Raw genomic sequence first — 24,332 nt, 5'->3', positions numbered from 1 at the left:
TCGTCCGATCTGCGTCGACGTGGTGCGAACAGCCGCGTAACGTGGGCTTATGCGCGCGCGAATGCTGTCGTCGCTGCTCCGCGTGACGCGCCCGCCCCTCTTGGTGGGCGTCATCGTCGGCGTCGCATGCGTGACGGCGGAGACTTTTCTGACCTTCCTGCTGGAGCGGGTGGCCCCCTCGAACGCCCTGAACGTAGTCTATCTGCTCGGCGTTCTCGTGGTCTCCTACCTGTGGGGCCTGCCGCTCGGCATGCTCACCGCCGTGGCGAGCGGCTTCGTCTACGACTACTTCCTGGTCGTTCCCCGCCACGCGGTCACCGTCTTCAGCGGCTGGTCGTGGATGCCGCTGCTGATCTTCCTGGTCGTCGGGCTGCTGGTCAGCGCCGCCGCCGCGCTGATGCGGACGCTGCTGATGGAGGCGGAGGAACGCCGCGGCGAGGCCGATCTGGAGGCCGCAACGGCCCGCCTCCTCCTGCGCGCCGAGCACCTGCGCGCCGCGCTGCCGGTCGTGGCCCGTCGTCTGGCGCAGGGCCTCGACCTGCCGTTCCTGGCCGTGGAGCTCGGAGCGGCCGGCGCCGGGGAGCCGGGCAAGGTCGCACTGCCGCTGAGCGACGACGACGTACGGCTCGGCACGCTCGTCGCGCCCGCGGACCTGCCGGCGGCGGTGCTGCGCCGCCTCCGGGAGCGCGTGGTGCCCTCACTGGAGGCGGTGCTGGCGGCGGCGTGTGATCGTGAGGCCATCGGGAACGCCCTGGCCGCGAGCCGGGACGAGCTCGCCAGGGTCGCGGACGAGCAGGCCGCCCTGCGCCGGGTCGCGACGCTGGTCGCGCGTGGCGTCCGCCCGGCGGAGATCTTCGCCGCGGTCGCCCGCGAGATGGGTTTGATCGTGAACGCGGACCACACGGCGGTCGAGCGATACGAGCCCGACCGGACGGTCGCCCTGATGAGCTTCTGGAGCGCCTCGGACGGCGGCCCGGCGCCGCCGATCGGCTCACACCGGCCCCTCCGGGAGGACGGCCTGTCCGCCCTCGTCCTGCGCACGGGACAGCCGGCCAGGATGGCCACGGCCGAGGGGACGGCCGAGGGGACGGCAGAGGGCGCTGCGGGAGAGCTGGACACCTGGGTCAGGGACGACAAGGTCGTCTCCGCGGTCGCCAGCCCGATCGTCGTCGAGGCCCGTTTGTGGGGTGTGGTGATCGCCTTCTTCCGCGGCCGTGAGCCGCAGCCCGAGGGCATCGAGGAACGCATCCGGGACTTCACCGAACTCGTCGCCACCGCGATCTCCAACGCCCAGGCCCGCGACGAGCTCGCCGCCTCACGCGCCCGCGTGGTCGCGGCCTCGGACGAGACCCGGCACCGCATCGAACGCGACCTGCACGACGGTGCCCAGCAGCGCCTCGTCTCCCTGGGGCTGCAACTGCGGATGGCGGAGACCGCCGTGCCTCCCGAACTGCCGAAGCTCAGGGAACAGCTCTCCCGCACGGCCGAGGGCCTGACGCTGGTGCTGGAGGACCTGCGGGAGCTGTCCCGGGGCATCCACCCGGCGATCCTTTCCAAGGGCGGCCTCGCGCCGGCCCTGAAGATGCTCGCCCGCCGATCGTCGGTCCCCGTGGATCTGCGGGTGCGGGTCGACGGGCGCCTTCCCGAGCGGGTCGAGGTGGCGGTCTACTACATCGTCTCCGAGTCGCTGACGAACGTCGCCAAGCACGCGCACGCCTCGCTGGTGTGCGTCGACGTCGACGCGGTGGGGGAGGCCGCGCGGGTCGCGATCCGCGATGACGGGAAGGGCGGCGCGGATCCGCGCGGGGGTTCCGGTCTCATCGGCCTGCTCGACCGCGTGCAGGCTCTCGGCGGCACGATCGAGGTCACCAGCCCGGCCGGCCAGGGCACCACGCTGACGGCCGTCATCCCGGTCGGCGGCGGCTGACCCCCGGTGCGGGGAAACGGTCTGGTCAGGAGACGACGTCCCGGCGCCGGAAGCGGCGGAAGGCGAAGGCGACGATGATCGTCGAATAGGTCACCGAGATCGCCACGCCCTTCACCATGCCGCCGTACTCGGGCTCCGGCGCGAGGGCGTCGAGCCACGCGGCGTTCCAGAACGTGGGCAGGAACTCGCGCAGCGAGCCCAGTGCCTCGACCGCCTGGAGGATGCTGCTGACGATCACCAGGCCGACCGCGCCGCCGACCGCGCCGAGCGGGGAGTCGGTGGTCACCGACAGCAGGAAGGCCACCGAGGCGACGACCAGCTGACTGACCATGGCGTACCCGATCACGACGGCGAACTTCGGCAGCACGTCGGCGGCGGGGATCACCTCGCCCGTCCCCGGCACGGTGATGTCGTTCCACCCGAAGGCGAGCGTGCCGGCGAGCAGGGCCATCAGCGGGAGCACGGTCACCGCGGCGGCCGAGTACGCCAGCGCCACCACCAGCTTCTGGCGCAGCAGCCGGTCGCGGGGGACCGGGGCGGCCAGCAGGTAGCGCAGCGACGACCAGCTCGCCTCGCTCGCCACCGTGTCGCCGCAGAACAGCGCCACGGCGACGACCAGCAGGAAGCTGGCCGACACCGACAGGGCGAACGCCGCGAAGTTGAGCCCCCCAGCCGTGGCGAGGTCCGACAGCCGCAGGCTGCCCTGGCCCCGCCCGGCCGGGCCGAACTGGAACGCCACCACGAGCACCCAGGGCAGGGCGAGCAGCACGCCGAACATCGCCATCGTCCGGCGGCGGCGCAACTGCCGGACGAACTCCACCCGCAGCGGCAGCGTGCGTCCCGGCGCGTATCCGGGCGCGTACGCGGCCGCCGCCTGTCCGGGCGTGCGGCCGTCCGCGTCGCTCCCGCGTGCGTCCGGCCCTTCGTGCCGGACGGCCCGCCCGGCGGCGGGGGCTTCTCCTGTCACGTCCGGGGCCGGTCGATCCATCGGGCTCAACGGCGCTCTCCGATCAGGTCGAGGAACACGTCCTCCAGGCGCGGGCCGGCGCCGTTGGCGGTGGTGGCGGTGCCGAGCAGGTCGCCGACCGGCCCGGCCGACACCAGCCGCCCGCGGTGCATGACGACCACGTGGGTGCAGGTCTGCTCGACCTCCGCGAGCAGGTGGCTGGAGACGATGACCGTGCGCCCCCGTTCGGCGTACGCCTTGAGCACCCGGCGCATCTCGGCGATCTGCGGCGGGTCGAGGCCGTTCGTCGGCTCGTCGAGCACGAGCAGGTCGGGGAGGCCGAGCATGGCCTGCGCGATGGCCAGGCGCTGCCGCATGCCCTGGGAGTAGGTGCGCACCGCGCGGTCCAGGGCCGCGCCGAGCCCGGCGATCTCCAGCGCCTCCTCCAGGTGGGCGTCCTGGGACGGACGGCCGGTGGCCCGCCAGTACAGCTCCAGGTTGGCCCGACCGGACAGGTGCGGCAGGAACCCCGGCCCCTCGACGAACGACCCCAGCCGGGACAGCACGGGCGCCCCCGGCGCCACGCGGGTGCCGAAGATCCGGATCTCGCCCTCGTCGGGATGGATGAGACCCATCAGCATGCGCATGGTGGTCGTCTTGCCCGCGCCGTTCGGCCCGAGCAGGCCGAGCACCTGCCCCTTCTCGACCCGGAACGACAGGCCGTCGACCGCCTTCTCGCCGTTGCGGTAACGCTTGACCAGCCCGCTGATCACCAGGGGCACCTCGGCCGGCCCGGCGTCTGCGGCCGGGTCGCCGGGAGGGGCCGGGTCGCGCCTCGCGGCCCGGCCGGTCAGCAGGAGGACGGCCGCGATCAGGATCGCCGCGAGCGGCATGGCCCACGTCCACCAGGCGGGGCCGGTGGCGGGCGTCCGCAGCGCCGCGAACCCCGGGACATCCAGCGCCGGGGACTCCAGCCCGATCCGGTAGACGGCGGGGGCGGCGGGCGTCGCGTAGCCGAGGTCGGTGGTCGACACCACCACCCGCATCCGGTGCCCGGCGTCGAAGCGCCTGTCGACGGCCGGGAGCGTCACCGTGACCGGCGTGCCCGCCTCGCTCGCGGTCACCCGCAGCGGCGCGACGAGGCCGGACGGCAGCACCGGGAGAGACCCCCCGGAGACGTCGTAGAGCTTGGCGAACAGTGTGGCCTCGCCCGTGCCGTAGACCCTGATCCGGACGGCCGGGCTGCCGGTGACCTGGGTGGGCCGGGCCAGCGGGGCGGACTCGAAGACGGCCGCCTGGCCCGGCATGTCCAGCGCGACCGACACGCCGCCTCCACCACCTCCGCCGGCGCCGCCGAGCAGCCCGCCGAGGCCGGGCACCGCGGAGATCGACGCCGGCGACCCGCCCGCGGGGTTGGCGACCGGCTGGGCGGCGCCGTTGAGGGCGATCGTGGTGTGTTCCCCGCCCGCCAGGCCGGGATATCGGCCCGCGGTCGCGTGCAGGAGCACGGGGCGGCGGGTGCCCGGGTCGCGTCCGCCGTCCCGGGTCACGGTGAACGCGGCCGAGGCGGCGTCGGCGGGGGAGCCGGACCGCTTGAGATAGCGGTCGAACCAGCCTGCCGTCTTGTCGGACAGCCAGTCCGCCTCGCCGTCGCCGCCGTCGTGGCCGCCGTTGAACCAGGCCACCTCCACGGGAGCGCCGGTCGCGGCGATGGCCCGGGCGTTGGCGTCGGCGTGGGAGAGGGGGAACAGCGAGTCGCGCTGGCCCTGCACGAGAAGCGTCGGCACCTTTATCCGGCCGGGCACGGAGATCGGGCTCGACCGCCGGAGGAGGTCGACCGCCTCCTTGGTGGACCTGCCGGTCTCGGCCACCTTCTGGTACATCGCGCAGATCTCCGGCCGGAACCGCCCGCACTGGACCTGCTCCGCCTCCCCGCCCCCCGACGTGCCGCCCGGCCCGGTCTGCTGCCCGGACCCCTGGCCGGTCCGCGGGGCGGCCGGGTCCCCGGGCCTCGCGGTGGCCGCACCGGCCCCCGGCGAGGGCGCGCCGGGCCCCTGCTCGCCGGTGCCCGGTGCCCGGCCGCCGCTGCCGGAGGCGGCGCCCGCGAGGCCGGCGAGACCCCCGGCCCCGAGCCCTCCGGAGCCGAGGCCGCCGTCCGGGGCCAGCCGGTCGGCGGCGGCGCTGAAGAAGATGCCGGCCCACATCTTCTTGAACACGCCGTTGGCCGGCCCGGCGCCCGAGGCGTCGGGGAAGAGCGCGTCGGCGAGGTCGTACCAGGTGATCTGGGGCACGATCGCGTCGACCCGGCTGTCGTAGGCCGCCGCCATCAGCGCGATCGCCCCGCCATACGAGCCGCCGGCGATGCCGACGCGCGGGTCGCCGGGGGCGTCGAGACGCACCTCGGGCCGCGCGGCGAGCCAGTCGACCAGCCCTCGCACGTCCTTGACCTCGTAATCGGGGGAGTTGAGCGCGATCTGGCCCGTCGAGCGGCCGAACCCGCGGGCCGACCAGGTCAGCACGGCGTAACCGCGCCCGGCGAGCCGCTCCGCCTGCTCGCGCATGCTGTCCTTGCTGCCGCCGAAGCCGTGGGCGAGCAGCACGGCGGGGGCCCTGCCGCCGGAGTCGGGGGGATAGAAGGTGGCGTCGAGATCGACGCGCTGGTCGCCCGAAGGCCCGTCGACGACGGGGATGACGAGATCGCGCCCCTGCACCGCCGGGCCGGAGGGCCACAGGGCCCACGCCACCCCTCCGGCCACCAGGATGACCAGCGTGACCACGATCGCGAGGGCACGCCGCCCACCCGGAAACGTCATATCGCGATGCTACTTGTCGCACCTGAGAGCGGGCTGAGGAGCCCGCCGCGCCTGTGGACAACCGGCCCGCGGAACCGGGCGCGACCTCTCTCGGCATACGAATCGTGATGATGCATCGGGGTAATCCCTGATTGCGCCTGACCTTGGGGGACGGCATCATTTCGCGCGTGAACGGAACGCCGCTGAAGCAAGTCCCCACGCGCGTGGTCGAGTGGGCCCTTCCCTACTGGACCCGGGGGGAGGCGGGCAGGCAGACCCCGTCCGACCTGTTCCGGGTGCTCTACGCTGGCTGGCTCGCGGCGTTCGTCCTCAAGGTGCTCGGGTCGAGCTGGGACGTGTCGTGGCACTTCAGGTGGCTGCGCGACGACCTGGCCCCGCCGCATCTGCTCAACACCGTCGGCACGGCGATCGCCGTCGCGCTGACCATCGTGCACTGGTACACCGGTTACGGGGTGGACCGCGCGTCCTCCCGCCTGATCGTGTGGGGCACCGGCGTCTTCCTCATCGCCATCCCGCTCGACCTGATCAACCACCGGGTCAACGGCATCGACATCACCGCCTGGAGCCCCTCTCACGCGCTGCTGTTCGTCGGCACCGCGTTGATGCTCGCGGGCGTGATCCGCGGCTGGTACCTCGGCTCGGGCCGCTACGCCGAGATCTCCGGCGGGCGGCGCGCCCTGGTGCTCGGCGGCCTGTTCGCGTTCTTCCTGGAGAACGCGCACTTCCCGGAGCAGCACCAGGAGTACGGCGTGCTGGAGCTGGCCTCGTGGGACCGCGGCCAGCCGTACGCCGAGCCGACGCTGCTGAACTTCGCGGCCGACCAGATGGGCCGCGCCGTGGACCGCGCGATGGTGCTCAAGTTCTCGCTGCCCGTGCCCGACGCCGTCTACTCCGTCTACGCGGGCGTGTTCGGCGTCGCGATCCTGGTCTTCGCCCGGGTCATGACCGGCCGCCGCCTCACCGCCACCACGATCACCGCGGGGTACCTCGCCTACCGCTGCCTGATCTGGCCGCTGCTCGTCGGCGGCGGGTTCCCGCCGTCGGCGATCCCGTTCTTCTTCCTGCTCGCCGGGATCGGCGTCGACCTGGCCTTCCTGGTGCCGATCCGGCTCCTGCGCCCGCTCGCGGGCGGGGTGCTCGCCACCGCCGGCGTGTACGGAGGCCTGATGGCGCAGGACCGCCTGCTGGAGGCCCCGCCGTACGCGCCGGGGGCCTGGCCGTACGCGCTCGCCGGGCTGGTGGTCGTGTGGTACGCCGTCGAGTGGTTCGCCGGGCGCAAGGGACTGACGGCCGCCGACGCGGAGGCCAGGGACGCCCGGGAGAAGCCGGCGGCGGACTCCGGGTCGCCCGTCTCCACGTCGCCGGTCTGAGGACGTTCAGGCGACGGGCGTCCGGGTCAGCGCGACCGCGACGCCGAACGCGAGGCCCATCACCGTGACTTCGAGGGCCGCCCAGGCGGCGAACGCCGTGGGCTCGCGCCGCTCGATCGCCGGTAGCAGCCGCCAGCGGATGTTCGCCCCCAGCAGCGCGATCACGCCGGTGAGCACCGCCTTGGCGATCACCAGCCAGCCGTACCGGGTGGTCACGAGCGACCCGGGCAGGGTCTCGCCGGGCGAGAGCGCGAGCTCGACCAGGCCGTTGAAGAGCCCGGAGAGCCCCACCACGAGCAGGGCGTAGGTCGCCAGCCGGGAGAACCTGGGCAGCGTGGGGGCGAGCAGGTCGCGGTCGCGCGGGAGCAGCACGCCGAGCGCGACCAGGCCGCCCACCCAGGCGCACGCGCCGATGACGTGCAGCTCCATCGACACCATGCTGAGGTCGTGCCAGTACCAGTTCGACGCGTGCCCGGTCACCGGCAGCGGCAGCAGCCCGAACCCGGCGACGAGCACCCGCAGCTCGGCCGGCACCTTCTCGCCGAAGCGCACCGCGAGCATCCCCACGGCGGCGCTGGCCAGGGCGCACGACGCGCTCACGATCATGCCCTGCCCCGAGCCGATGCCGTCCACGTACGCCGCGACGTCCGGCGCCCCTCCCGGCATGATCTCGGCGGCGCCGAGCACGGCCGACAGCAGGGCAGCCGCGCACCAGACGAGGGAGAAGGCCACGGCCCAGTGCCGCGCCCTGGCGGCGACGGGCTCCGTCCGGTCCGGATCGTCGAAGCCGAGCAGCTTGGGCAGCAGGCTCAGGCCGAGGGCGGCGGTGGCGGCCAGGTCGAGGACGACCCGGACGACCGGCAGGCCGTACTCCACGACCGCGCCCGGCATCGGAATGCCCGGCGCCGCCCCCGGACGGGTGAGCCACGTCGCGGTCACGACGGCGAGGACGGCCGCCACGGTCAGCCCCGCGGCCGCGATCCGGGTCCTGGCGGGCGTGGCGCGGCGGTCCGTGGTGGCGGGCCGCTCCGTGGTCGCGGTCATCCGGCCTCCCCGGCGGCGGAGTGGCCCGGTGCTGCGTTCGCCACGCGGCGGTCGTGCCGGAAGAGGACGAGGGCGGACAGCGCCAGCAGCGCCGCGGTGAAGATCAGCAGCCCCCAGACCCAGCCTCCACCGCCCTGGCCGCCCGCCGCCGCGGAAAGCCCGGTGCCGGGCTTCGGGTCCACCGTCTCCACGGCGACCACTTCGGTGTTCACGTAGCCGGTCGGCAGGGTGAACCGGAGGGTGCCGGTGACCGGATGGCCGTCGTTCGACACGATGCGGTAGCCGACGGCGTACGACCCGGCGGGGACGGTGAACGCCTTTCCCGGGGCGGCCGGTGGTCGCACCGCGACCGAGATGCTCCCGCCTTCGACGGTGACCTCGCCGTGCTCGTAGTGCGCGCCGTCCGGCCCGGTGACGGCGATCCGGGCGAAGTCCGCGCGCACCGCCTGGTCGAACGTGAGCGTGACGGTGCGGGGCAGGCTGTCGAGTACGGCGCCGTCCTTGGGGTCGCTGGACACCAGGACGTTGTGCGCGCTCGCGGGCGTCGCGACCAGCGTGACGGCGAGCAGGGCGAGCACGGGCCACACGAGCAGGGCGAGCGCAGGCGACGCCAGGCGGGCGAGCACCCGTGCCATGGGCCGAGCGGACACCCGTGACACGCGGCGACCGGGCGGGGGCGGCACGAGCCGCGCGGGCATCCGTGACACAAGCCGTGCCGGCGCGGGCGGGGCGGTACGTCCAGCCGTACGCCGACCACCGCGCGGGGCCGGGGCGTCGTGGCACGTCCGGGTGCGTGCGACCTGGTCCACCTGCCTTGCCTTCCTTTTGCCGGGCACCGACCCTGACATGGTCCCACTGATCGCGTGCCCGGAACGCCCCGGGCGGGGCGCGTACGGCCGGGCCGTTGTTGAGCGCGCGCCGGGCGGAGGCCAGCATGGGGGGCACGGTCACCGGCCCCATCGTCACGACCGCGAGAAGGAGAAGCCTCTTGACCCCCCAGCCCTCGTCATGCGAGTCCCAGCGCGACCCGGCCCGGAGCGAAGCGTCGACGCCGCGCTCGTCATGGGTGACGATCGTCGTCATCTATCTGGCCGGGGTCGCCGCGGCGACGAGCCTCGGCAAGTTCTCCTCGGTGGGGCCGCAGATGACGGCGCAGCTCGGGCTGTCGCTGTCCCAACTGGGCTGGGTGATCTCGGCGGTGGTCGCGCTCGGAGCCGTCGCCGGGCTGCCGGCCGGTTACCTGGTCCGCCGGTTCGGCGCGGCGAGGTCCCTGGTCGTCGCTCTCGTGCTGATGGTGGCGGCGAGCGCGCTCAGCGCGGCCGCCGGAAACCTCGCCTGGCTGCTGACGTCCCGCGTCGCCGAGAGCGCGGGCTACCTGCTGGTCTCCATCACCTGCCCGGCGCTGATCCTCCGTCTCGCGCACGAGCGGGATCGAGGGGTCGCCCTGTCCATCTGGGCGACGTTCGTCCCGGTGGGCATCGGACTGAGCACCCTCGCGGGAGGCGCCGCCGGCGCCGCCCTCGGCTGGCGCGGCTGGGTCCTGCTGCTCGCCGGGTTGACGCTGGTCATGACGCTGATCGTCCGGGCGCGGCTGCCGTGGACGACCGCTCCCGAGACGGCGGCCGGGTCCGTGCCCGGCGCGCGGGCGCTGGCGTGGCCCGCGCTGCTCACCGTGGGCTTCTGCCTGATGGTCCTGGTGACCATCCCGGTGATCGTGCTGCTGCCGACGCTGCTGATCGAGCAGCACGGGCGGTCGGCCGCCGTCGCCGGAGCCCTGACCTCGGCGATCTCGCTGGTCGGGGTGCCGGGAGGGCTGGCCGTGGGACTCCTGCTCCGCCGCAGGGTCCCGCTCGGGGTGCTGGCGGCGTCCGGACTGCTGGTCGTGCCGGCCGCCTGGCTCACCTACGACAGCGAAGGGTCGCTGGCCGCCGCGGTGACGGGCGCGGGAGTGATCTCGCTGGAGAACGGGCTGCTCGGCGCCCTCGTCTTCGCCGCCCTCCCGCAGGTGCTGGAGCGGCTCGACCACGCCGACGTGGGCAACGGCCTGGTGACCCAGATGGGCAGCCTCGGATCGCTGCTCGGTCCTCCGCTGTTCGGCCTCGTCGCCGGCGCCTCCGGGTACGGCGCCGCCGTGCCGGTCATCGTGGCGGGCATGGTGGCCTCGGTCGGGATCATGCTGCTGGTGACCCGGCACGTGAGCGGGCGGGCGCGGCGGGTCGCGCCGGAGATCGGCTGAGCCGCGGGCCCGTCAGGCCAGCAGCCAGCCGTACAGCCAGGCGAGGAACGCCATGCCGGTCAGAGCGGGCACGATCTTCGCGGTGCCGGCGGTGAGCCGGAACGCCTCGATCACCGACAGCACGGTGCAGACGATCGCCAGCAGGCCGAACCAGGCCAGCGCCGGAGGCACCCCGATCGCCAGCACGACGGGATCGGTGATCGCCGAGAGGCTGAGCGCCGACAGCGCGCCGAGCACGACACCCGCGAGGCCCGCGAGCACGCTCAGCCCGCCGCCGCGGCGGCGCAGGAGGGAGACCAGCCCCACGAGCAGCTGTCCGGCGGCCACGAGGAGGAACACCGCGGGTATCGCGAGCGGAGCGGGCGACCGCAGCATCCGGTACACCGAGGAGGTGAGGAGGAGATCGCCCGGCCGGACCATCGCGTACGGCGCGACGCCGGGGTCGCAGGGCCGGGCGGCCGAGGCCGGGTCGGCCAGGAACGCGGCGATCGTCCGGCGGCCGCACTCGCTCGACAGGAAGACCGCGTGCCCGACGCCGTCGAACTCGGCGAACCGGGCGCCCGGCACCGCCGACACCGCCTCACGGGCGGCCTCCGGCGGCGTGGTCGGGTCGTAACGCCCGCCAAGAGCCAGGATCGGCACCCCGCCCCCGGCCGCCGTCTCCCCGGCCGTCCTGCGCCTGGCGGCCGCGCTCCCGGCCGCCCTGCCCTCGGCTGTCGTGCCCGTGGTTGCCGTGCCCGTGGTTGCCGTGCCCGTGGTTGCCGTGCTTCCGGCCGCCGCGCGCCCTGCGAACGCGTTCCTGGTCGCGTTGCCCCGGGCTCGCGCGTTTCTGGCCGTCACGCGCCCGGCCGTCCTGTCCTCGGCTGTCGCGCTCCTGGCCGCCGTGCGCCCGGTCGTGGTGCCCCGGGTGTCCGCGGTCGCGGAGCGCCCGGCGATGGTGGCGTCCGCGCCGACGGCGGTGACCGCCGGGTCGGGGGTCAGGGCGTCGGGTTCGGTGCGGGAGGCCGGGAGCCCCCACGCACCGCACACCGCGGCGTCGACGACCCCGGTGAACAGCCGCGGGTGCGCGGAGCCGGGGAAGGAGTTGCCCGGCGTCTCGTCCTGGCACTGGACCGCGTAGTACAGGCCCCACTCGTGCGAGGTGAGCCCGTCGCCGGCCTGGTCGACCAGGGGTTGCAGCAGCTCGGTGCGCCCCGCGGCCAGCCCGTCGACGAGAGCCGGCATGACCGGGATCACGTCCGTCTCGTGCAGGGCCTCACCCAGGATCGTGGCCACGTCGTCGCCGTTGAGCCACACGGTCAGCCGCTTGCGGGTCAGCGGGTCCCGGGTCTCGTACGCGGCCGGGTGGGCGTTGAGCGCGGCCACCATGGTGTCGAACCGGCTGGTGAGCCCCAGCTTCGCCATGGTGGCCGTGAGCGAGCCGGGGGACTCGTCGTACCACCGGGCGCGCGGGGGGAGGAGGGAGTCCAGCACGATCCCCCGGCTGCCCTGGGGATCGAGCGCCGCCGCCCGCAGCATCGGGCGGGTCGAGTAGCTGACGCCGAACAGGTACCACCGCCGGTAGCCGAGCGCGGACCGCAGGTCGACGATGTCGGCCGCGATCTCGGCGGTCCGGTAGCCGCGCAGGTCGACGTGCTCGCCCTCCAGCCGGGACTGGCAGGCCGCCGCCCGCCGTACGACCGCCGCCGTCTCGTCCGCGGCCGGGCCGGGGGTGCGCAGGGTGTCCACGATCCCCTCGACGATCTCCGGGCAGCTCAGGCGTGGCTCGGAGTAGCGCCCCCCGCGCTGCTCCAGCACGATCACGTCGCGGCCGGGAAGCATCTGCGTCAGCAGCCCGGTGAGCTGGAGCGAGGCGGAACCGGGGCCACCGCTCATGTAGACGACCGGGTCGGCGTCCTGCGCGCCCGCCTGCCCTGTGACCTGCCCTGGCGCCTCTCCTCCGGAGCGGTGCACGGCGTAACCGACCTTGATCGTCCTGCTGTTGGGGACGTCACGCCGCTCGGGCACCAGGAGGTAACCACACGTCGTGCCGGCGGGAACGGTGACCGGGCAGGGCCGCTCCTCGACGGGCGCCGTGGCGGACGTCCCGGCGGCCGTCGCACCGGCCGTCGCACCGGCCCCGGGCCGGCCGGACACCGGCGCCGCCAGGGCCGCCGACCCCGGACCTTCCATCAGCATGAGGGCCGCGACGAATGCCGCGACGGCCGCTCCGCGCAAACTACGCAACCGTCAGCCCCGTCCCGCGAACCCGGCGATATCGGCAGAAACCTTAGCGTGTCCGTTGGTCATCCCGCCCACATTCGCCACATGCGCCGCCGGTCGGGCGATCACCGCATCGCCCGCCGGCTCCCTGTCCGGGAAAGCGGATGACCGGGAGGCGGCCGGAGCGCGAGAATGCGCCCCATGTCCCAGGCGACACTGCGTACGGGCCGGATCGAACTCGTCCCGCTGTCCGGCGAGCACCTCGAAGACGAGATCGAACTGGACGCCGACCCCGAGGTCATGCGTTACATCACCGGCCGTGCCCGCGACCGTGCGGAGGTCGAGGCGCTCCACCGCCGGAGACTCGCCGCCGCGGAGCGCGTCGCCGGGCTCGGCTTCTGGGCCGGTCTCGTCGACGGGCGGTTCGTCGGCTGGTGGATCCTGGAGCCGCCCACCCGCGCCGACCAGGGTCCGGTCGAAGGGCAGGCCGAACTCGGCTACCGGCTCCTGCGCCGCCACTGGCGTCAGGGGCTCGCCGGCGAGGGGGCCCGCGAACTGGTGCGGCACGCCTTCGAAGACCTTCGGCTGTCCCGCGTGTTCGCCGAGACGATGGCGGTCAACACCGCCTCCCGCGCGACGATGACCTCGATCGGCATGCGATACGTCCGTACGTTCCACCCGGACTGGGAGGAACCGCTCCCCGGGAGTCATCTCGGCGAAGTCGAGTACGAGATCACCCGGGAGCAGTGGCTCGCCTCCCGGGCGGCCGGGGCGTAACGGCCCGGCCGAGTCGGCTCCGGTTCTCATCGCGGCCTGGCGGTGCTCTCCCTGATCACCAGATCGGTGGACAGCTCGACCCTGCGGGCCTCGGTGTTCTCACCGCGGCCCATGGCCAGCACCATCCGCGCGGCGAGGGCCGCCATCTCCTCCAGAGGCTGGCGTACGGTGGTCAGCGGCGGCCACGCGGAACTGGACAGCGGCAGGTCGTCGAAGCCGACCACGCTGAGGTCCTCCGGCACCCGCAGGCCGCGCTGGCGCGCGGCCTCGAACACGCCGAACGCCTGCATGTCGCTGCCCGCGAAGATGGCGGTCGGGGGAGTCTCCAGCGAGAGCAGCGAGTGGCCGTGGTCGTGGCCCGAGTTGACCAGGAAGTCGCCGTACCGGATGAGCTCGGGATCGATGGACACCCCCGCGGTCTCCAGCGCGGCCCGGTAGCCGTCGATCCTGGCCCGGCTGCAGAGCATGTCGGGCGGGCCGCCGATCATGCCGATCCGGGTGTGGCCGAGGTCGAGGAGGTGACGCGTGGCCGCCAGGCCGCCGTGCCAGTTGGTCGCGCCGACCGACGCCACCCCCGGCGGCGGCTCGCCCTCGGGATCGACGACGACGAACGGGATCGAACGCGCGCTGAGCTGGCCCTGCTGACGCACGGAGAGACGTGAGCTGACGATGATGACGCCGTCGGTCCGCCGTGCCGCGATGCGCTCCAGCCAGTCGCGGCCGGGTCCCGCATGGGTGTGCAGCACCGAGATCACCACGCTCGCCGCGGCCTCGTGCGCGGCCTGCTCGGCCCCGCGCACCAGTTCCATGGCCCACGGGCTCTCGATCTCGGCGAATACCAGGTCAAGTAAACCGACCGGGCCGTCACCCTGTCCGGTCCTGCGCTGGTAGCCGTGCTTCTGCAGGAGGCGCTCCACCCGCTGGCGGGTCTCCGGCGCCACCTCGGGACGGCCGTTGATCACCTTGGACACGGTCGGAACGGAGACCCCGGCCTCCTCCGCTATCTGGGCGATGGTCACCCGCCTTTTCACTGGCATGGTGCAGATCGTAGCCGAAAGTTTCGGGGGAGCCGTACCGGATACCTCCTGATGGCGCGGATGTCGCAGGTGATCAAGGCCGCGATGCTCTTGACGCTTAACGACCGTATTACATATTCTCCGGTCCGCGAAAACATTCGGATATCAGCCGAAACTTTTCAAAAGCGGACAGAGGAGAGGCAGGCCCGTCGCCCCTCCGGCCACGCCACTGGTTTCGAGGTTTAGGAGAATCGATGACGCTGCTGCGCGTGTCCGGATCCCGGCTGGTGAACGAGACGGGTGACACGGTCCGGCTCCGGGGGGTCGGCCTGGGCGGCTGGCTCAACATGGAGAACTTCATCACCGGCTACTCGGCCAACGAGTCCTCGATGCGCGCGGCGGTCCGCGAGGTGCTCGGCGAGGAACGCTACGAGCTGTTCTTCGACCGTTTCCTGACCTCGTTCTTCACCGAGGCCGACGCCGACCTCCTGCGCGACATGGGCGTCAACTGCGTACGCATCCCGGTGAACTACCGCCACTTCGAGTCGGACGACCGGCCGATGGAGATCATCGAGCGGGGGTTCCACCACCTCGACCGGGTCGTCGCGATGCTCGGCGAGCGCGGCGTCTACAGCGTCATCGACCTCCACGCGCTCCCCGGGGCGCAGAACCAGCACTGGCACTCCGACAACCCCACCCATGTCGCCTCATTCTGGCAGCAGCGGCACTTTCAGGATCGAGCGGTCCACCTCTGGGAGGCGGTGGCCGACCACTACAAGGACAATCCGTGGGTGGCCGGCTACAACCCGGTCAACGAGCCGGGCGATCCGAGCGGCCAGGTGGTCGGCCCCTTCTACGACCGGCTGGTCAAGGCGCTGCGCGCCGTCGACCCCGCCCACGTGCTCTTCCTGGACGGCAACACCTACTCGACGGACTTCTCGGTGTTCCGGGAGGTGTACGAGAACACGGTGTTCGTCTGCCACGACTACGCCCTGGCCGGTTTCGCCCACGGCGGGCCGTACCCCGGCTACACCCGGGGCGAGTGGTGCGACCGCGAGGAGCTGGAGCGCACCTTCGCCCGCCGCACCGCGTTCCAGCGCGAGACGGGCACCCCGATCTGGGTCGGCGAGTTCGGGCCCGTCTACACCGGCGACCCCACGGTGGACGAGCAGCGCTACCGGATCCTCAGCGACCAGCTGGAGATCTTCGACGCCCACGGGGCCGGCTGGTCCATCTGGACCTACAAGGATGTCGGCCTGCAGGGCCTCGTCTGCGCCGGCGGGACGTACATGGAGCGGTTCGGGCCGTTCATCGCGAAGAAGAAGCGTCTCGGCGCCGACCGGTGGGGCTCCACGATGGAGGAGACGGCCAACGAGCTCGCGCCGCTGCACCGCCTGATCGACACCGAGTTCCCCTCCTGGACCCCCTACCCCTGGGGCGCCCGCTACCAGACCGACGACCTCATCCGGCACATCCTGATCGCGCAGGCGCTGCTGCCCGAGTATGCCGAGCTGTTCGGCGGGCTGGACGACGATGAGCTGGTCGCGCTCGCGGACTCCTTCGCCCTGTCCGCCTGCACCAGGCGGGAGCCGCTCATCCAGCTCCTTGCTGACAACCTGTCCGCGGGCTAGCCGACGAACTCGGGAAGGGGCACGTTCCCGAATTCCCGCCTCGGCGCAGGCCGGCGGGATACAGTGCGGCAAGGCCACGCGTCTGTGACCTTCTTGAACGGCCCTTACTCGCCTACTGTCGAAGCGAGGGGATGGCGAACTGGGAGCCCGCGTGCCTGGAACCTGCGACGTCGTGATCATCGGTGGTGGCGTGATCGGCTGTGCGATCGCGCACCGGCTCGCCGCGCGGGGCACGAAGGTCGCGGTCGTCGACTCGGGCCAGCGGCTGGGGCTCGGCGCCTCCGACGCCGCCATGGGCGGCATCCTCACCCAGACGGAGCCGTCCTGCCTCGGCCCGCTCAGCGTCGTCATCAAGCGCAGCCGGGACATCTACCCCCGGTGGCTGGAGGAGGTCGCGGCCGCCTCGGGCCTCACGGTCCCGGTGCTGGAGGGCGGCGACATACAGGTCGCCCTCGACGAGGCCGAGATGGAGCGCCTGGAGTCCGAGGTCCTGCCCGAGTGGAAGAACTCGCCGTTCCAGGTGGTGCGCCTGACCGCCGCCGACGCCAGAGGCCTGGAGCCCCTGCTGAGCGATCGGGTGGTCGGGGGGTTCCTGCTGCCGCAGGAGCTCGCGCTCGACCCCCGCGTGCTGATGGCCTCGCTGGGCCGCGCGGTGCTGGAGCACCCGGGGATCCGCGTGCACAACCAGGCGCACGCCACCGCTCTGCGCTCCTCGCCGGGCGGCGTCGAGGTGGACCTGCACGACGGCCGCCGGCTGCGGGCGGAGACGGCCGTGGTCGCCGCCGGGCACCTGAGCGGGGTGTTCCTGCCCCGCCTCCGCGAGCACCTGTTCCCGATCAAGGGCGTGGCGTTCGACCTGCGGCCTCCCGGCGCCACCACCTACCCCCTGCGCCACCACGTCTTCGCGGAGTTCACCGACGGCGAGCGGGAGTACTTCCCCTACCTCGTGCCGCGGCACGACGGCCGGGTGGCCGCGGGCGTCACCTACGAGGAGAACGTCGGTGACGTGACGGTGACCGCCGAGGCGATCGAGGAGATCCGGCAGGGCGTCGCCACCCTCATGCCGGAGGCGGCGACCTGGCCGATCGGCCGGCGCTGGGCCGGCCTGCGGCCCGGCAGCGCCGACCACCGGCCCATCCTCGGCCAGGTGGACGACCACGGCAGGATCGTCGCCGCCACCGGCCACAGCGGCCTCGGCGTCACCCTCGCCCCCGTCACGGCCGAGCTGGTGACGGCACTGGTCACCGGGGAGGTGGGCGCGCCGGAGCGGAGACTGCTCGACGTGTGCAGGCCCGACCGCCCCTTCCCGCCCGCGCCGCCGGTGCCTGCTCCTCCGGTGCCTAGGCCGCCGGCGTCGCCGCCTGCCACAGTTCGCTGAACCGCTCCACGCGTTCCCGCACCCTCTCCTGGTCCCGTACGAGGATCGTGCTGTGGATCACCGGCGCGATGTCGTCGCCGAGCTGGGGGGCGGGGTTGGACTCGTAGTAGACGACCCCGTCGAACAGGATGAAGTCCGACAGCGAGCCGCGCAGCAGGGGCGGCGCGTCGGTCAGCAGGAGCGTGCGTACCTCGATCCCGACCCCGGCCTGCCACTTCCACACCCTGCGGAACGCGTCGGAGTCGAGCCGTTCGGAACGATCCATGACGAACACGCGGCGCACCCGCACCCCGCGCTGGACGAGGTCGCGCTGGAGCTTGACGTAGCGCTGCCCGAGATCGGTGTGCCAGAAGCCGCCGGCGAACTCGATGTCGCGGGCGTCCACGCTGGTCAGGCTGATCGCGTCCAGGCTGACCTGGGTGTTCTTGGCGAGCGCGAGCAGCCAGTCGCGGTCCTCGCCCTCGTAGAGGGCGTACCTGCCGTCGGTCAGCTCGCCGAGGAACTTCGCCATCCGGCTGATCTCGTGGTGCACCAGGCTCTTGACGAGGTCGGGCATGTCGTCGCGGATCTTGGTGGCGTTCCGCACCAGCTCGGCCACGCCCCTGGTGTGCAGCGACGACATCTCCATCAGGCCGAAGAGCTTGCTCGCCTCGTTGATCCTGGTGAAGCTGTCGGCCACGAGGGTGTGGGTCTTCGAGTGCTGCCTGCTCTGCTCCTTCCGTACGGTCTGCAGCTGGTCGTCCACGTCGACCAGGAACTGCACGACGAAGGCGACGCCGCTGATGAACGTCGCGAGCAGCAGGCTCCACAGGTCCTCGTTCGGGCCGTGGATGAGCGCGTTGCTCACGAGATAGCTGACGCCGCCCACGAGCACGGTCACGAGCGCCTTGCGCACGATCCTCGGCACGAGCGTGGGGGGCGGCTCCGGTTCCGCTCCGGTCACGGTCACCTCCCTCCGGTTTCGGCGTTCGCGCTGAGCAGGGCGAGGGTGTGCACCGCCAACTGGTCGCGGACGCGGTCGACCAGCGACCGCCACTGGCGGCTGAAGCCCGGCCGCCGCTCCAGGCTCTCCCAGAACGGCGTCAGCCGCTCCTCGACCCGGGCGGCGGGCATCCACAGGTGCAGCAGATGGTCGACGGCGGGCGACAGCCGCGCCGCCACCTCGGCCGCCGGGGTCGCGCCGACGCGCGCCCGCTCGACGACGACCAGCAGCGAGGTGAGCAGCCAGTCGTGCACCGCGAGGTCCTCGCAGAGGTCCACCACCGCGGGCGTGAACGGGCCGGGATGCGTCAGGCGCAGCGTGCGCTCCTGCTCGGTGTGCAGGGTGAAGGCGATCGACGGCTCGCCGGTCTCCGCCACCCATCGCAGGATCGTCCGCGGCATCCTGAAGGGCGCCCGCCGGTTGAGCAGCGGGGACGTCTGGACGAGGTCGAGGAAGCGGCCGGTGACCGCCGTCAGGTCGAGGCAGCCGTGGAGGCGCGGGGCGCCCTCGCCGACGAACCCCTCGGCGATGTCGGCCGCCCTGGCCTTGCCCAGGACCTCGATGACGCCCGGCCGCGCCAGGTAGTGCGACCAGGGCAGCCGCCGGTCGGTCTCCGAGCGCGCCAGCCGGACGTACGACGAGCCCTGGGCCACCCGGCCCCCGGTCACCGCGCAGCGGGACACGACGGTGCCGACGCCCCTGATCCGCGAGCCGGAGGCGGCGGGCAGCACGCAGTCCACTCCGGTCAGCCGGTCGGGCGACAGCGCGTGGACGATGGGGCGGCGGGACACCCGCACGGTCTCCCCGGTCATCAGCCCGAGCACCTGACGGCACGCCGGTTCGGAGATCTCCCCGGAGTTCTGCAGCAGCCCGGTGTGGACCTCCCCCATCACCAGCATCGGGCCCCTCAGGTGAAGACGTAGGAGACGCGGTCGACGAGCTCCTCTTCGAGCCGGACTCGTTCGCTCTCGCTCCGGGCCGCGACCTGCCGCAGGACTTCGTCGTCCACCGCGACCTGACCGAGGATCGTCCGTACGGCCAGCTCGACGGGCAGGAACCGGGGGGAGAGGACGGAAAGCGTGGTGTACGCGCTGAACGGCGCGGCCTGGGGGTTGATCCGGACGACGGCGGGCAGCCGGTCCCAGTCACCGGGCCAGTCACCCTCCAGGGGCACCGGGGGCAGCGGCACCCGGCCCTCGGCGCGCAGCAGGCCGAGCCGCAGGAGCTGCCAGACGGCGGCGAGGAAGGGACACGACCAGGTGCGCCGCGCCCCCCTCTCGTCCCACAGCTCCACGTCCACGAAGATCGAGTGGCCGCGCTTGGCGTTCTGGGTGGGCGGCTCCCAGGGCCGGGCCTTTCCCATCGCCTGCAGCGGGGTGGTGAGGGGTGAGCGGGAGCCGTTGCACAGCCAGCCCGTCTCCTTCACCGGCGGGCGGGACCCGTCGGTCTCCGGCGGCGGGTCGTCGACGAGACGGTCCTCCACCAGCCGGGCCAGCTCCACGGCTCCGGACCGCCCGTCCTCGAACTGCGCGCACGCCGACTCGCGGGCCAGGTAGTCGATGGTCAGGTCGTGCTCGGCCGCCGCCTCCAGGATCATCGGGACCAGCTCGGCCGGGGTGCTGAACCGGCTGAAGTAGTCGTCCACGAGGAAGCAGGTGCTCACCCGGGCCCGGCCCCCGGGCACCCGCTCCCGCCACACGGAGCGGATGGTGGCGAGCCACGGCGCGACCCGGCGGAACTGCTCGCGTAACCGGGCCGGGCCCGCCTCGAAGTCCTCCATGTAGAGGTGCCCGAGTTCGACGGACACGTGCGAGAGGGGGACGGACGCGATCCTGCGCTCGGCCGCCACCTCGCCGAACGTCGCGTGCACCGGCGTCACAGACCCTCCCACGCGTTGTCGTCGACGATCTTCTTGGCGAGGTCGTCGAACGCGGCGGCGGTCTCGACGTTGGCGATCTTGCTGGCGAGCACGTCCTCGTCGGTGATGAGCTGCTCGCGCCACTGGAGCACCGGGTCCAGCGGCACCTTGCCCAGCATCGTCGTACGGCCGACGCCGTGGCGGCCCGCGAGCTCGCGCAGCTCGCTGTCGCACGCGCTCAGCCAGGCCCGCTGCTCGTCGCGCAGGCCGACCAGCTCCGCCGCGTCCGGCTCCAGCACGGCCGTGCGCACGAAGCGGATGCGGTCGCGCAGGACCTCCGGGTCGTGCCCGAACCGGGTGCCGACGTCGAACAGCCCGTCCGTGCCGGTGACGAGCCCGTCGGCCGCGATGATGTGCTGGCGCGTCCAGCGGTGGAAGACCAGCCAGCGGAACGGGACCGCGGGCATCCGCACGGTCGCCGCCAGGACCAGCTCCGCGGTGAACGACCGGCCGGCGCTGACGTCGACCATGCAGAGGTCGAACTCCTCCTCCAGCCGCCCGAACAGCTGGACGCACCGACCGACGACCTCCTCGGAGAGCGCTGACAGCTCGCCGCCGCCCTCGCTGCCCGGCAGCAGCACGAGCCGTCCCGCGCCGGGCGGACGGGTGCGCAGCCCCTCACGGTCGGACTCGGCCCACACGTCCACCCGCCGCGGCTGCGGGCAGTCGCCCCGCAGGTACTCGTGCAGGCCGCTCTCCCGCGTGCCGCGCGCCACCGAGCCGACGCTGAAGATGGCTCCGGCCGTGGGCGAGCCGAAGTCGAAGTCGAGGTAGCAGACGTCGTTGCCCTGCAGGGCGTGCCGGTAGGCGATGTTGGTGCCGGTGACCGAGCGCCCGGTCCCGCCCTTGTCCGAGATCGCGAAGACCAGCACTCAGATCGCCTCCGACGCGCTGTCGCGGGCGGCGGCCAGCCGTTCGAGGTCGAGCAGCGCGTCGTTGATCAGCGCCTGGGCCGTCGCGGGCCGGTCGCTGATGATCGTCCTGGCCCGCTGGAGCGCGGACTGGATCGTGCGCAGCTTGGGCTGGATCGTCTGCCCGGCGACCAGCGGCCGGGTGACCATCTCCTGGTCGAGCAGGTGCTCGGCCTCCCCGAGCATCTGGTAGGCCAGCTCGACGAGCTGCGGGCTGCGCAGCGGCGGCTCCCCGCTGGCCGTCGCCGCGGCGACGAGGAACTCGGCGACCCGTTCGGAGAAGTACCAGGACGGCTCCTCGTCCCGCACCGGGATGTCGGTGAAGACGTTGCCCGGCTGGTCCCACAGGCCGGCGGCCGGGCCGGCGGTGTGGCGGCGCTGCAGGATGTGCCGCCAGATCTGGTCGGCGAGCGTGAGCAGGCGCTCCCGCATGCGGGTGTTCTGGGCGATGCTGGCGGCCCAGATCGTCCGCTTCAGCAGCGTGATGGCGAAGTCGGACACCATCCAGAGGAGGTGCGGGCCGAGCATGTCGCTGCCGTGCAGGTTGACCGGCACACCGGGGGAGTGCATGAGCACCGGCGGGTCGCCCGGCACCGCCCTGCGGATGATCCTGGCGCGGATGGCCAGCTCCTCCAGCACCGCGCCGACCCGGTCGAGGTCGACGTCGGCCGACCGGTTGTTCACCAGGCTCTGCACCACCATGGCGGTGACGCCGAGGCTGTAGTAGTCCGACTCCTTCTCGTCGACCGTCCGCCAGGGGATGTCCTCCAGCGGCCAGGTGCCCCGCCCGTACGTCGCGATGGTGCGCCAGTAGAGCTGGGTGAGGTCCCAGCGGCGCTGGATGGCCTCGGCGAGCGTGATCTGGTCGTCGTTGAGCAGGCTCAGCACTCTGGTGCGCGGGGAGAACAGGTCGGCGATGCCGACGAGGGCGTTCACGGTGAAGTACAGGAACGGCGTGTCGGCGGCCACGCCCTCCGGCTGGGGGCCGATGTCGAGCGGCGTGACGACGGCCGGCGCGTCCTTCACGATGCCCCACGTCCAGCCGCACTCGAACAGCAGGTTCTCGTTGTCCAGGTCGGCCTGGCTGCCCGAGCCGATCGTCAGGTCGCGCAGGCCGGCCCGCACCGGCCGCAGCTCGCGCCGCAGATCGTCGAGCACCCGGCGGGTGGGCGCGCCGGTCTGGTTCACCGTGCGGAGCAGTGCGCGGCCCGCCGGGGAGGCGGGGTCGAACGCGTTCACCGTGAAGCTGCGCAGCAGGCCGGCCATCGCCGCCGAGAGGCGTTTGCCGGCCAGGTCCTCCAGCTCCCGGATCTCGGTGCGGATGGACTGGCGCCGCACGCTCTGGCGGAAGACCTTCAGGAAGCCGAGTGTGCCGAGCGCGAGCGTGACCGACATCGAGAACGAGTCGACCACGTCGAGCTGGAGCTGCTCCGGGGTGACCTTGGCGTCGTCCTCCTGGGTGCGGAAGTAGCTGCCGCCGGAGAAGATCGGGCGCCCGTCCTCGGCGGTGTAGGTGCGCAGGTACTGGCCGATGACCTTGAGCAGCAGCTTGGGGATCTCCACGGAGTCGCCGAGCACGGTGAGCGCGGCCAGCACGTCGTCGCCGGTCTCGTTCGGCGTGTCCAGCCGGAAGCCCGGCAGCTCGGAGGCGGGGTACATGAAGCACAGGAGCTGCTCGGCGTCGGAGATGGAGTTCGACCCGTCCCGGCCGCCCCACGTCCATACGCCGTCCCGGTAGGAGGTGCGGGCGGCCGCCTCCCACAGCTCCAGAAGCTGCTGTCGCGGCTGGAGTCTCATACGGGCCCTCTCTGCACTGCCTTCGCTTGCCTCGGGTTCGCCTATAAGGGGCGGATACCTGATGGCGGGCCGAAGACCGGTGTTCCCGCGGCCCACCTGGGGAGTTCCTTGCGAGGAGTTGTCCGTACCTGGCACGTCGCTATCAATATTCTGTATATCATTGAACTCGCACTTCGTCGCTACAATCGTCCGCGATATTTGGCATTCCAGCTGGGCTGCAGTGATTCCGGAGCCTACGGAAACCAGTGAGAAGCGGGTCCTGAATCGAGAGATAACGCAATGGTCCACCCACTGGCTGTCGGGGCTGAAACATTCGGCGATGCCGCGACGTCACGGGTGGACGGTGCGAAGAGGCCGGCGAGGGGCGGGGTGGTCCTCGTCACCGGCGCAGGCATCGACACGAAGCTTCTGGCGCCGCTGGAGAAGCAGCACGGTCTGAAGGTGCTGTACCTGCCCGGCCCGCTGGACGAGACCGAGCTCGGCCATCGCCTGGGGCAGCACGTGCGCGCCTACCTCCACGGAGGTGAGGAGCGGGCGACCGGCGGCGTGCTGCGCAAGGCGACGTCCCTGCAGGTGGTCGCCTTCGTGGGGGTCGGCTACGAGAACTTCGTCGACGTGCCGACGGCCGACGAGCTGAACATCGCCGTCACGAACACCCCGGGGGCGGCGACGGACGCGGTCGCGGCGTTCACGGTGGGCCAGATCATCAATGCCAACTGGCGCATACCCCACCGTCTCGGCCGGCACGTCCCGGGCTGGGGGGACCCCGGTGACATGCCGCACGAGCTGGGCGCCTGCCGCGTCGGCATCCTCGGCATGGGGGCGAACGGGCAGCGTATCGCCGAGATCCTCCGCGACGGATTCGACGCGACCGTCGCCTACCACAGCCGCACCCGGAAGGAGGACGTCGAGCGCAGGCTCGGCCTCTCCTATCGGGGATCGGTGTCCGAGCTGGCCGAGGGCAGCGACATCCTCGTCGTCATGGTGCCGGAGACCGACGAGACCAGATCGATGATCGACCGCTCGGTGATCGAGCTGATGCCCTGGGGGTCGGTCATCGTCAACACCGCGCGCCCGGCGATCGTCGATCCCCACGCCCTGTACGAAGGGCTGAGCGACGGCAGAGTGCGCATGGCGGTCTTCGACGGCTTCTACGACCTCGACTCCGATGCCGGGCTGAAATTGACCCGGGATTTCGCCGACCGCCTTCTCGTTACCGGGCATATCGCCTCCCACACCCAGGAGACGATGAACCGCATGATCACTCAGGCCGTCGCTTCCATCGACAATTATCTGACAAATGGGACGGACGAGCACGAGGTAGGCAAACGCCGCGACACGTTTGGGACGGCGCTCCGGGTGACATGCGGTCGGTCATCATAAT

General features: G+C 72.6%; 18 protein-coding genes. 7 read left to right on the top strand and 11 right to left on the bottom strand.

Annotated elements, in window-relative coordinates; translation table 11 throughout:
• Positions 1 to 49: 49 nt before the first annotated feature.
• Entirely contained in the window at positions 50 to 1,927 is a 1,878-nt protein-coding gene (locus tag HHX33_RS10265) for a DUF4118 domain-containing protein (protein WP_182874357.1), read from the top strand.
• A gap of 25 nt (positions 1,928 to 1,952) precedes the next feature.
• Here the strand turns inward: HHX33_RS10265 and HHX33_RS10260 are convergent, their stop codons facing one another.
• Both HHX33_RS10260 and HHX33_RS10255 read right to left on the bottom strand, forming a co-directional pair.
• Positions 1,953 to 2,915 (bottom strand): ABC transporter permease, encoded by a 963-nt coding sequence (locus HHX33_RS10260; RefSeq protein ID WP_182874356.1) that lies wholly within the window; start codon positions 2,913 to 2,915, stop codon positions 1,953 to 1,955.
• Between the two features lie 5 nt (positions 2,916 to 2,920).
• Positions 2,921 to 5,686 carry an alpha/beta fold hydrolase gene (locus tag HHX33_RS10255; RefSeq protein WP_182874355.1) on the bottom strand — a complete coding sequence of 922 codons (2,766 nt, stop codon included), beginning with the start codon at positions 5,684 to 5,686 and terminating at the stop codon, positions 2,921 to 2,923.
• Positions 5,687 to 5,853: 167 nt separating this feature from the next.
• Between HHX33_RS10255 and HHX33_RS10250 the strand changes: the two genes are divergently transcribed.
• The gene (locus HHX33_RS10250; RefSeq protein ID WP_182874354.1) at positions 5,854 to 7,056 is read left to right on the top strand and encodes a hypothetical protein; all 1,203 of its coding nucleotides are present in this window, start codon (positions 5,854 to 5,856) and stop codon (positions 7,054 to 7,056) included.
• A gap of 6 nt (positions 7,057 to 7,062) precedes the next feature.
• Here HHX33_RS10250 and HHX33_RS10245 read toward each other — a convergent pair whose 3' ends face one another.
• The gene (locus HHX33_RS10245) at positions 7,063 to 8,100 is read right to left on the bottom strand and encodes a copper resistance D family protein (RefSeq protein ID WP_182874353.1); all 1,038 of its coding nucleotides are present in this window, start codon (positions 8,098 to 8,100) and stop codon (positions 7,063 to 7,065) included.
• A complete protein-coding gene (locus HHX33_RS10240; protein WP_182874352.1) occupies positions 8,097 to 8,735 on the bottom strand; it encodes a copper resistance CopC family protein in 639 nt (212 codons plus the stop codon). The genes HHX33_RS10245 and HHX33_RS10240 overlap by 4 nt, the downstream gene beginning before the upstream one ends.
• Positions 8,736 to 9,088: 353 nt before the next feature.
• Between HHX33_RS10240 and HHX33_RS10235 the strand changes: the two genes are divergently transcribed.
• Positions 9,089 to 10,336, top strand: a complete 1,248-nt coding sequence (locus tag HHX33_RS10235; RefSeq protein ID WP_182874351.1) for a CynX/NimT family MFS transporter — start codon at positions 9,089 to 9,091, stop codon at positions 10,334 to 10,336.
• Between the two features lie 12 nt (positions 10,337 to 10,348).
• Here the strand turns inward: HHX33_RS10235 and HHX33_RS10230 are convergent, their stop codons facing one another.
• On the bottom strand, positions 10,349 to 12,562 hold the full coding sequence (locus tag HHX33_RS10230; protein ID WP_182874350.1) for an alpha/beta fold hydrolase: 2,214 nt from the start codon (positions 12,560 to 12,562) through the stop codon (positions 10,349 to 10,351).
• Positions 12,563 to 12,739: 177 nt separating this feature from the next.
• Between HHX33_RS10230 and HHX33_RS10225 the strand changes: the two genes are divergently transcribed.
• Positions 12,740 to 13,315, top strand: a complete 576-nt coding sequence (locus tag HHX33_RS10225; protein ID WP_182874349.1) for a GNAT family N-acetyltransferase — start codon at positions 12,740 to 12,742, stop codon at positions 13,313 to 13,315.
• Positions 13,316 to 13,341: 26 nt separating this feature from the next.
• Here the strand turns inward: HHX33_RS10225 and HHX33_RS10220 are convergent, their stop codons facing one another.
• Positions 13,342 to 14,352: a LacI family DNA-binding transcriptional regulator gene (locus HHX33_RS10220; RefSeq protein WP_117408596.1), complete on the bottom strand. Its 1,011-nt coding sequence runs from the start codon at positions 14,350 to 14,352 to the stop codon at positions 13,342 to 13,344.
• 233 nt (positions 14,353 to 14,585) lie between these two features.
• On the opposite strand from HHX33_RS10220, the gene HHX33_RS10215 reads away from it, so the two are divergent.
• Both HHX33_RS10215 and HHX33_RS10210 read left to right on the top strand, forming a co-directional pair.
• Entirely contained in the window at positions 14,586 to 15,962 is a 1,377-nt protein-coding gene (locus HHX33_RS10215; RefSeq protein ID WP_182874348.1) for a glycoside hydrolase family 5 protein, read from the top strand.
• 151 nt (positions 15,963 to 16,113) lie between these two features.
• Positions 16,114 to 17,340, top strand: coding sequence for an NAD(P)/FAD-dependent oxidoreductase (locus HHX33_RS10210; RefSeq protein ID WP_182874347.1), 1,227 nt, complete (start codon positions 16,114 to 16,116; stop codon positions 17,338 to 17,340).
• Here HHX33_RS10210 and HHX33_RS10205 read toward each other — a convergent pair.
• The 5 genes from HHX33_RS10205 to HHX33_RS10185 are packed head-to-tail and all read right to left on the bottom strand — an operon-like array spanning position 17,303 to position 22,948.
• The gene (locus tag HHX33_RS10205) at positions 17,303 to 18,283 is read right to left on the bottom strand and encodes a phosphatidylserine/phosphatidylglycerophosphate/cardiolipin synthase family protein (RefSeq protein WP_182874346.1); all 981 of its coding nucleotides are present in this window, start codon (positions 18,281 to 18,283) and stop codon (positions 17,303 to 17,305) included. The genes HHX33_RS10210 and HHX33_RS10205 overlap by 38 nt on opposite strands.
• A 2-nt stretch (positions 18,284 to 18,285) precedes the next feature.
• Positions 18,286 to 19,221, bottom strand: a complete 936-nt coding sequence (locus tag HHX33_RS10200) for an SCO2521 family protein (RefSeq protein ID WP_117408600.1) — start codon at positions 19,219 to 19,221, stop codon at positions 18,286 to 18,288.
• Between the two features lie 8 nt (positions 19,222 to 19,229).
• Positions 19,230 to 20,201 (bottom strand): SCO2522 family protein, encoded by a 972-nt coding sequence (locus HHX33_RS10195; RefSeq protein ID WP_208759287.1) that lies wholly within the window; start codon positions 20,199 to 20,201, stop codon positions 19,230 to 19,232.
• Positions 20,198 to 21,112, bottom strand: a complete 915-nt coding sequence (locus tag HHX33_RS10190) for an SCO2523 family variant P-loop protein (RefSeq protein ID WP_117408601.1) — start codon at positions 21,110 to 21,112, stop codon at positions 20,198 to 20,200. Before HHX33_RS10190 ends, HHX33_RS10195 begins: the two co-directional genes overlap by 4 nt.
• A complete protein-coding gene (locus tag HHX33_RS10185) occupies positions 21,113 to 22,948 on the bottom strand; it encodes an SCO2524 family protein (RefSeq protein ID WP_138462995.1) in 1,836 nt (611 codons plus the stop codon).
• Positions 22,949 to 23,317: 369 nt separating this feature from the next.
• Here HHX33_RS10185 and HHX33_RS10180 point away from each other — a divergent pair, with 369 nt between their 5' ends.
• Positions 23,318 to 24,331, top strand: a complete 1,014-nt coding sequence (locus HHX33_RS10180) for a 2-hydroxyacid dehydrogenase (RefSeq protein ID WP_182874345.1) — start codon at positions 23,318 to 23,320, stop codon at positions 24,329 to 24,331.
• Position 24,332 lies beyond the last annotated feature (1 nt).

The organism is Microbispora sp. H10670 (assembly GCF_014161385.1).
GTDB classification, from domain to species: domain Bacteria; phylum Actinomycetota; class Actinomycetes; order Streptosporangiales; family Streptosporangiaceae; genus Microbispora; species Microbispora triticiradicis.
Note: the sequence above shows the minus strand (reverse complement) of the source record. Positions and strands in the feature narration are given on the sequence as shown.

What these genes read in the sequence shown, in the direction of transcription:
- HHX33_RS10185 (WP_138462995.1), bottom strand. Translation starts at nt 22,948, where the DNA reads ATGAGACTCCAGCCGCGACAGCAGCTTCTGGAGCTGTGGGAGGCGGCC.
- HHX33_RS10245 (WP_182874353.1), bottom strand. Translation starts at nt 8,100, where the DNA reads ATGACCGCGACCACGGAGCGGCCCGCCACCACGGACCGCCGCGCCACG.
- HHX33_RS10265 (WP_182874357.1), top strand. Translation starts at nt 50, where the DNA reads ATGCGCGCGCGAATGCTGTCGTCGCTGCTCCGCGTGACGCGCCCGCCC.
- HHX33_RS10240 (WP_182874352.1), bottom strand. Translation starts at nt 8,735, where the DNA reads ATGGCACGGGTGCTCGCCCGCCTGGCGTCGCCTGCGCTCGCCCTGCTC.
- HHX33_RS10260 (WP_182874356.1), bottom strand. Translation starts at nt 2,915, where the DNA reads ATGGATCGACCGGCCCCGGACGTGACAGGAGAAGCCCCCGCCGCCGGG.
- HHX33_RS10225 (WP_182874349.1), top strand. Translation starts at nt 12,740, where the DNA reads ATGTCCCAGGCGACACTGCGTACGGGCCGGATCGAACTCGTCCCGCTG.
- HHX33_RS10200 (WP_117408600.1), bottom strand. Translation starts at nt 19,221, where the DNA reads ATGCTGGTGATGGGGGAGGTCCACACCGGGCTGCTGCAGAACTCCGGG.
- HHX33_RS10215 (WP_182874348.1), top strand. Translation starts at nt 14,586, where the DNA reads ATGACGCTGCTGCGCGTGTCCGGATCCCGGCTGGTGAACGAGACGGGT.
- HHX33_RS10220 (WP_117408596.1), bottom strand. Translation starts at nt 14,352, where the DNA reads ATGCCAGTGAAAAGGCGGGTGACCATCGCCCAGATAGCGGAGGAGGCC.
- HHX33_RS10255 (WP_182874355.1), bottom strand. Translation starts at nt 5,686, where the DNA reads ATGACGTTTCCGGGTGGGCGGCGTGCCCTCGCGATCGTGGTCACGCTG.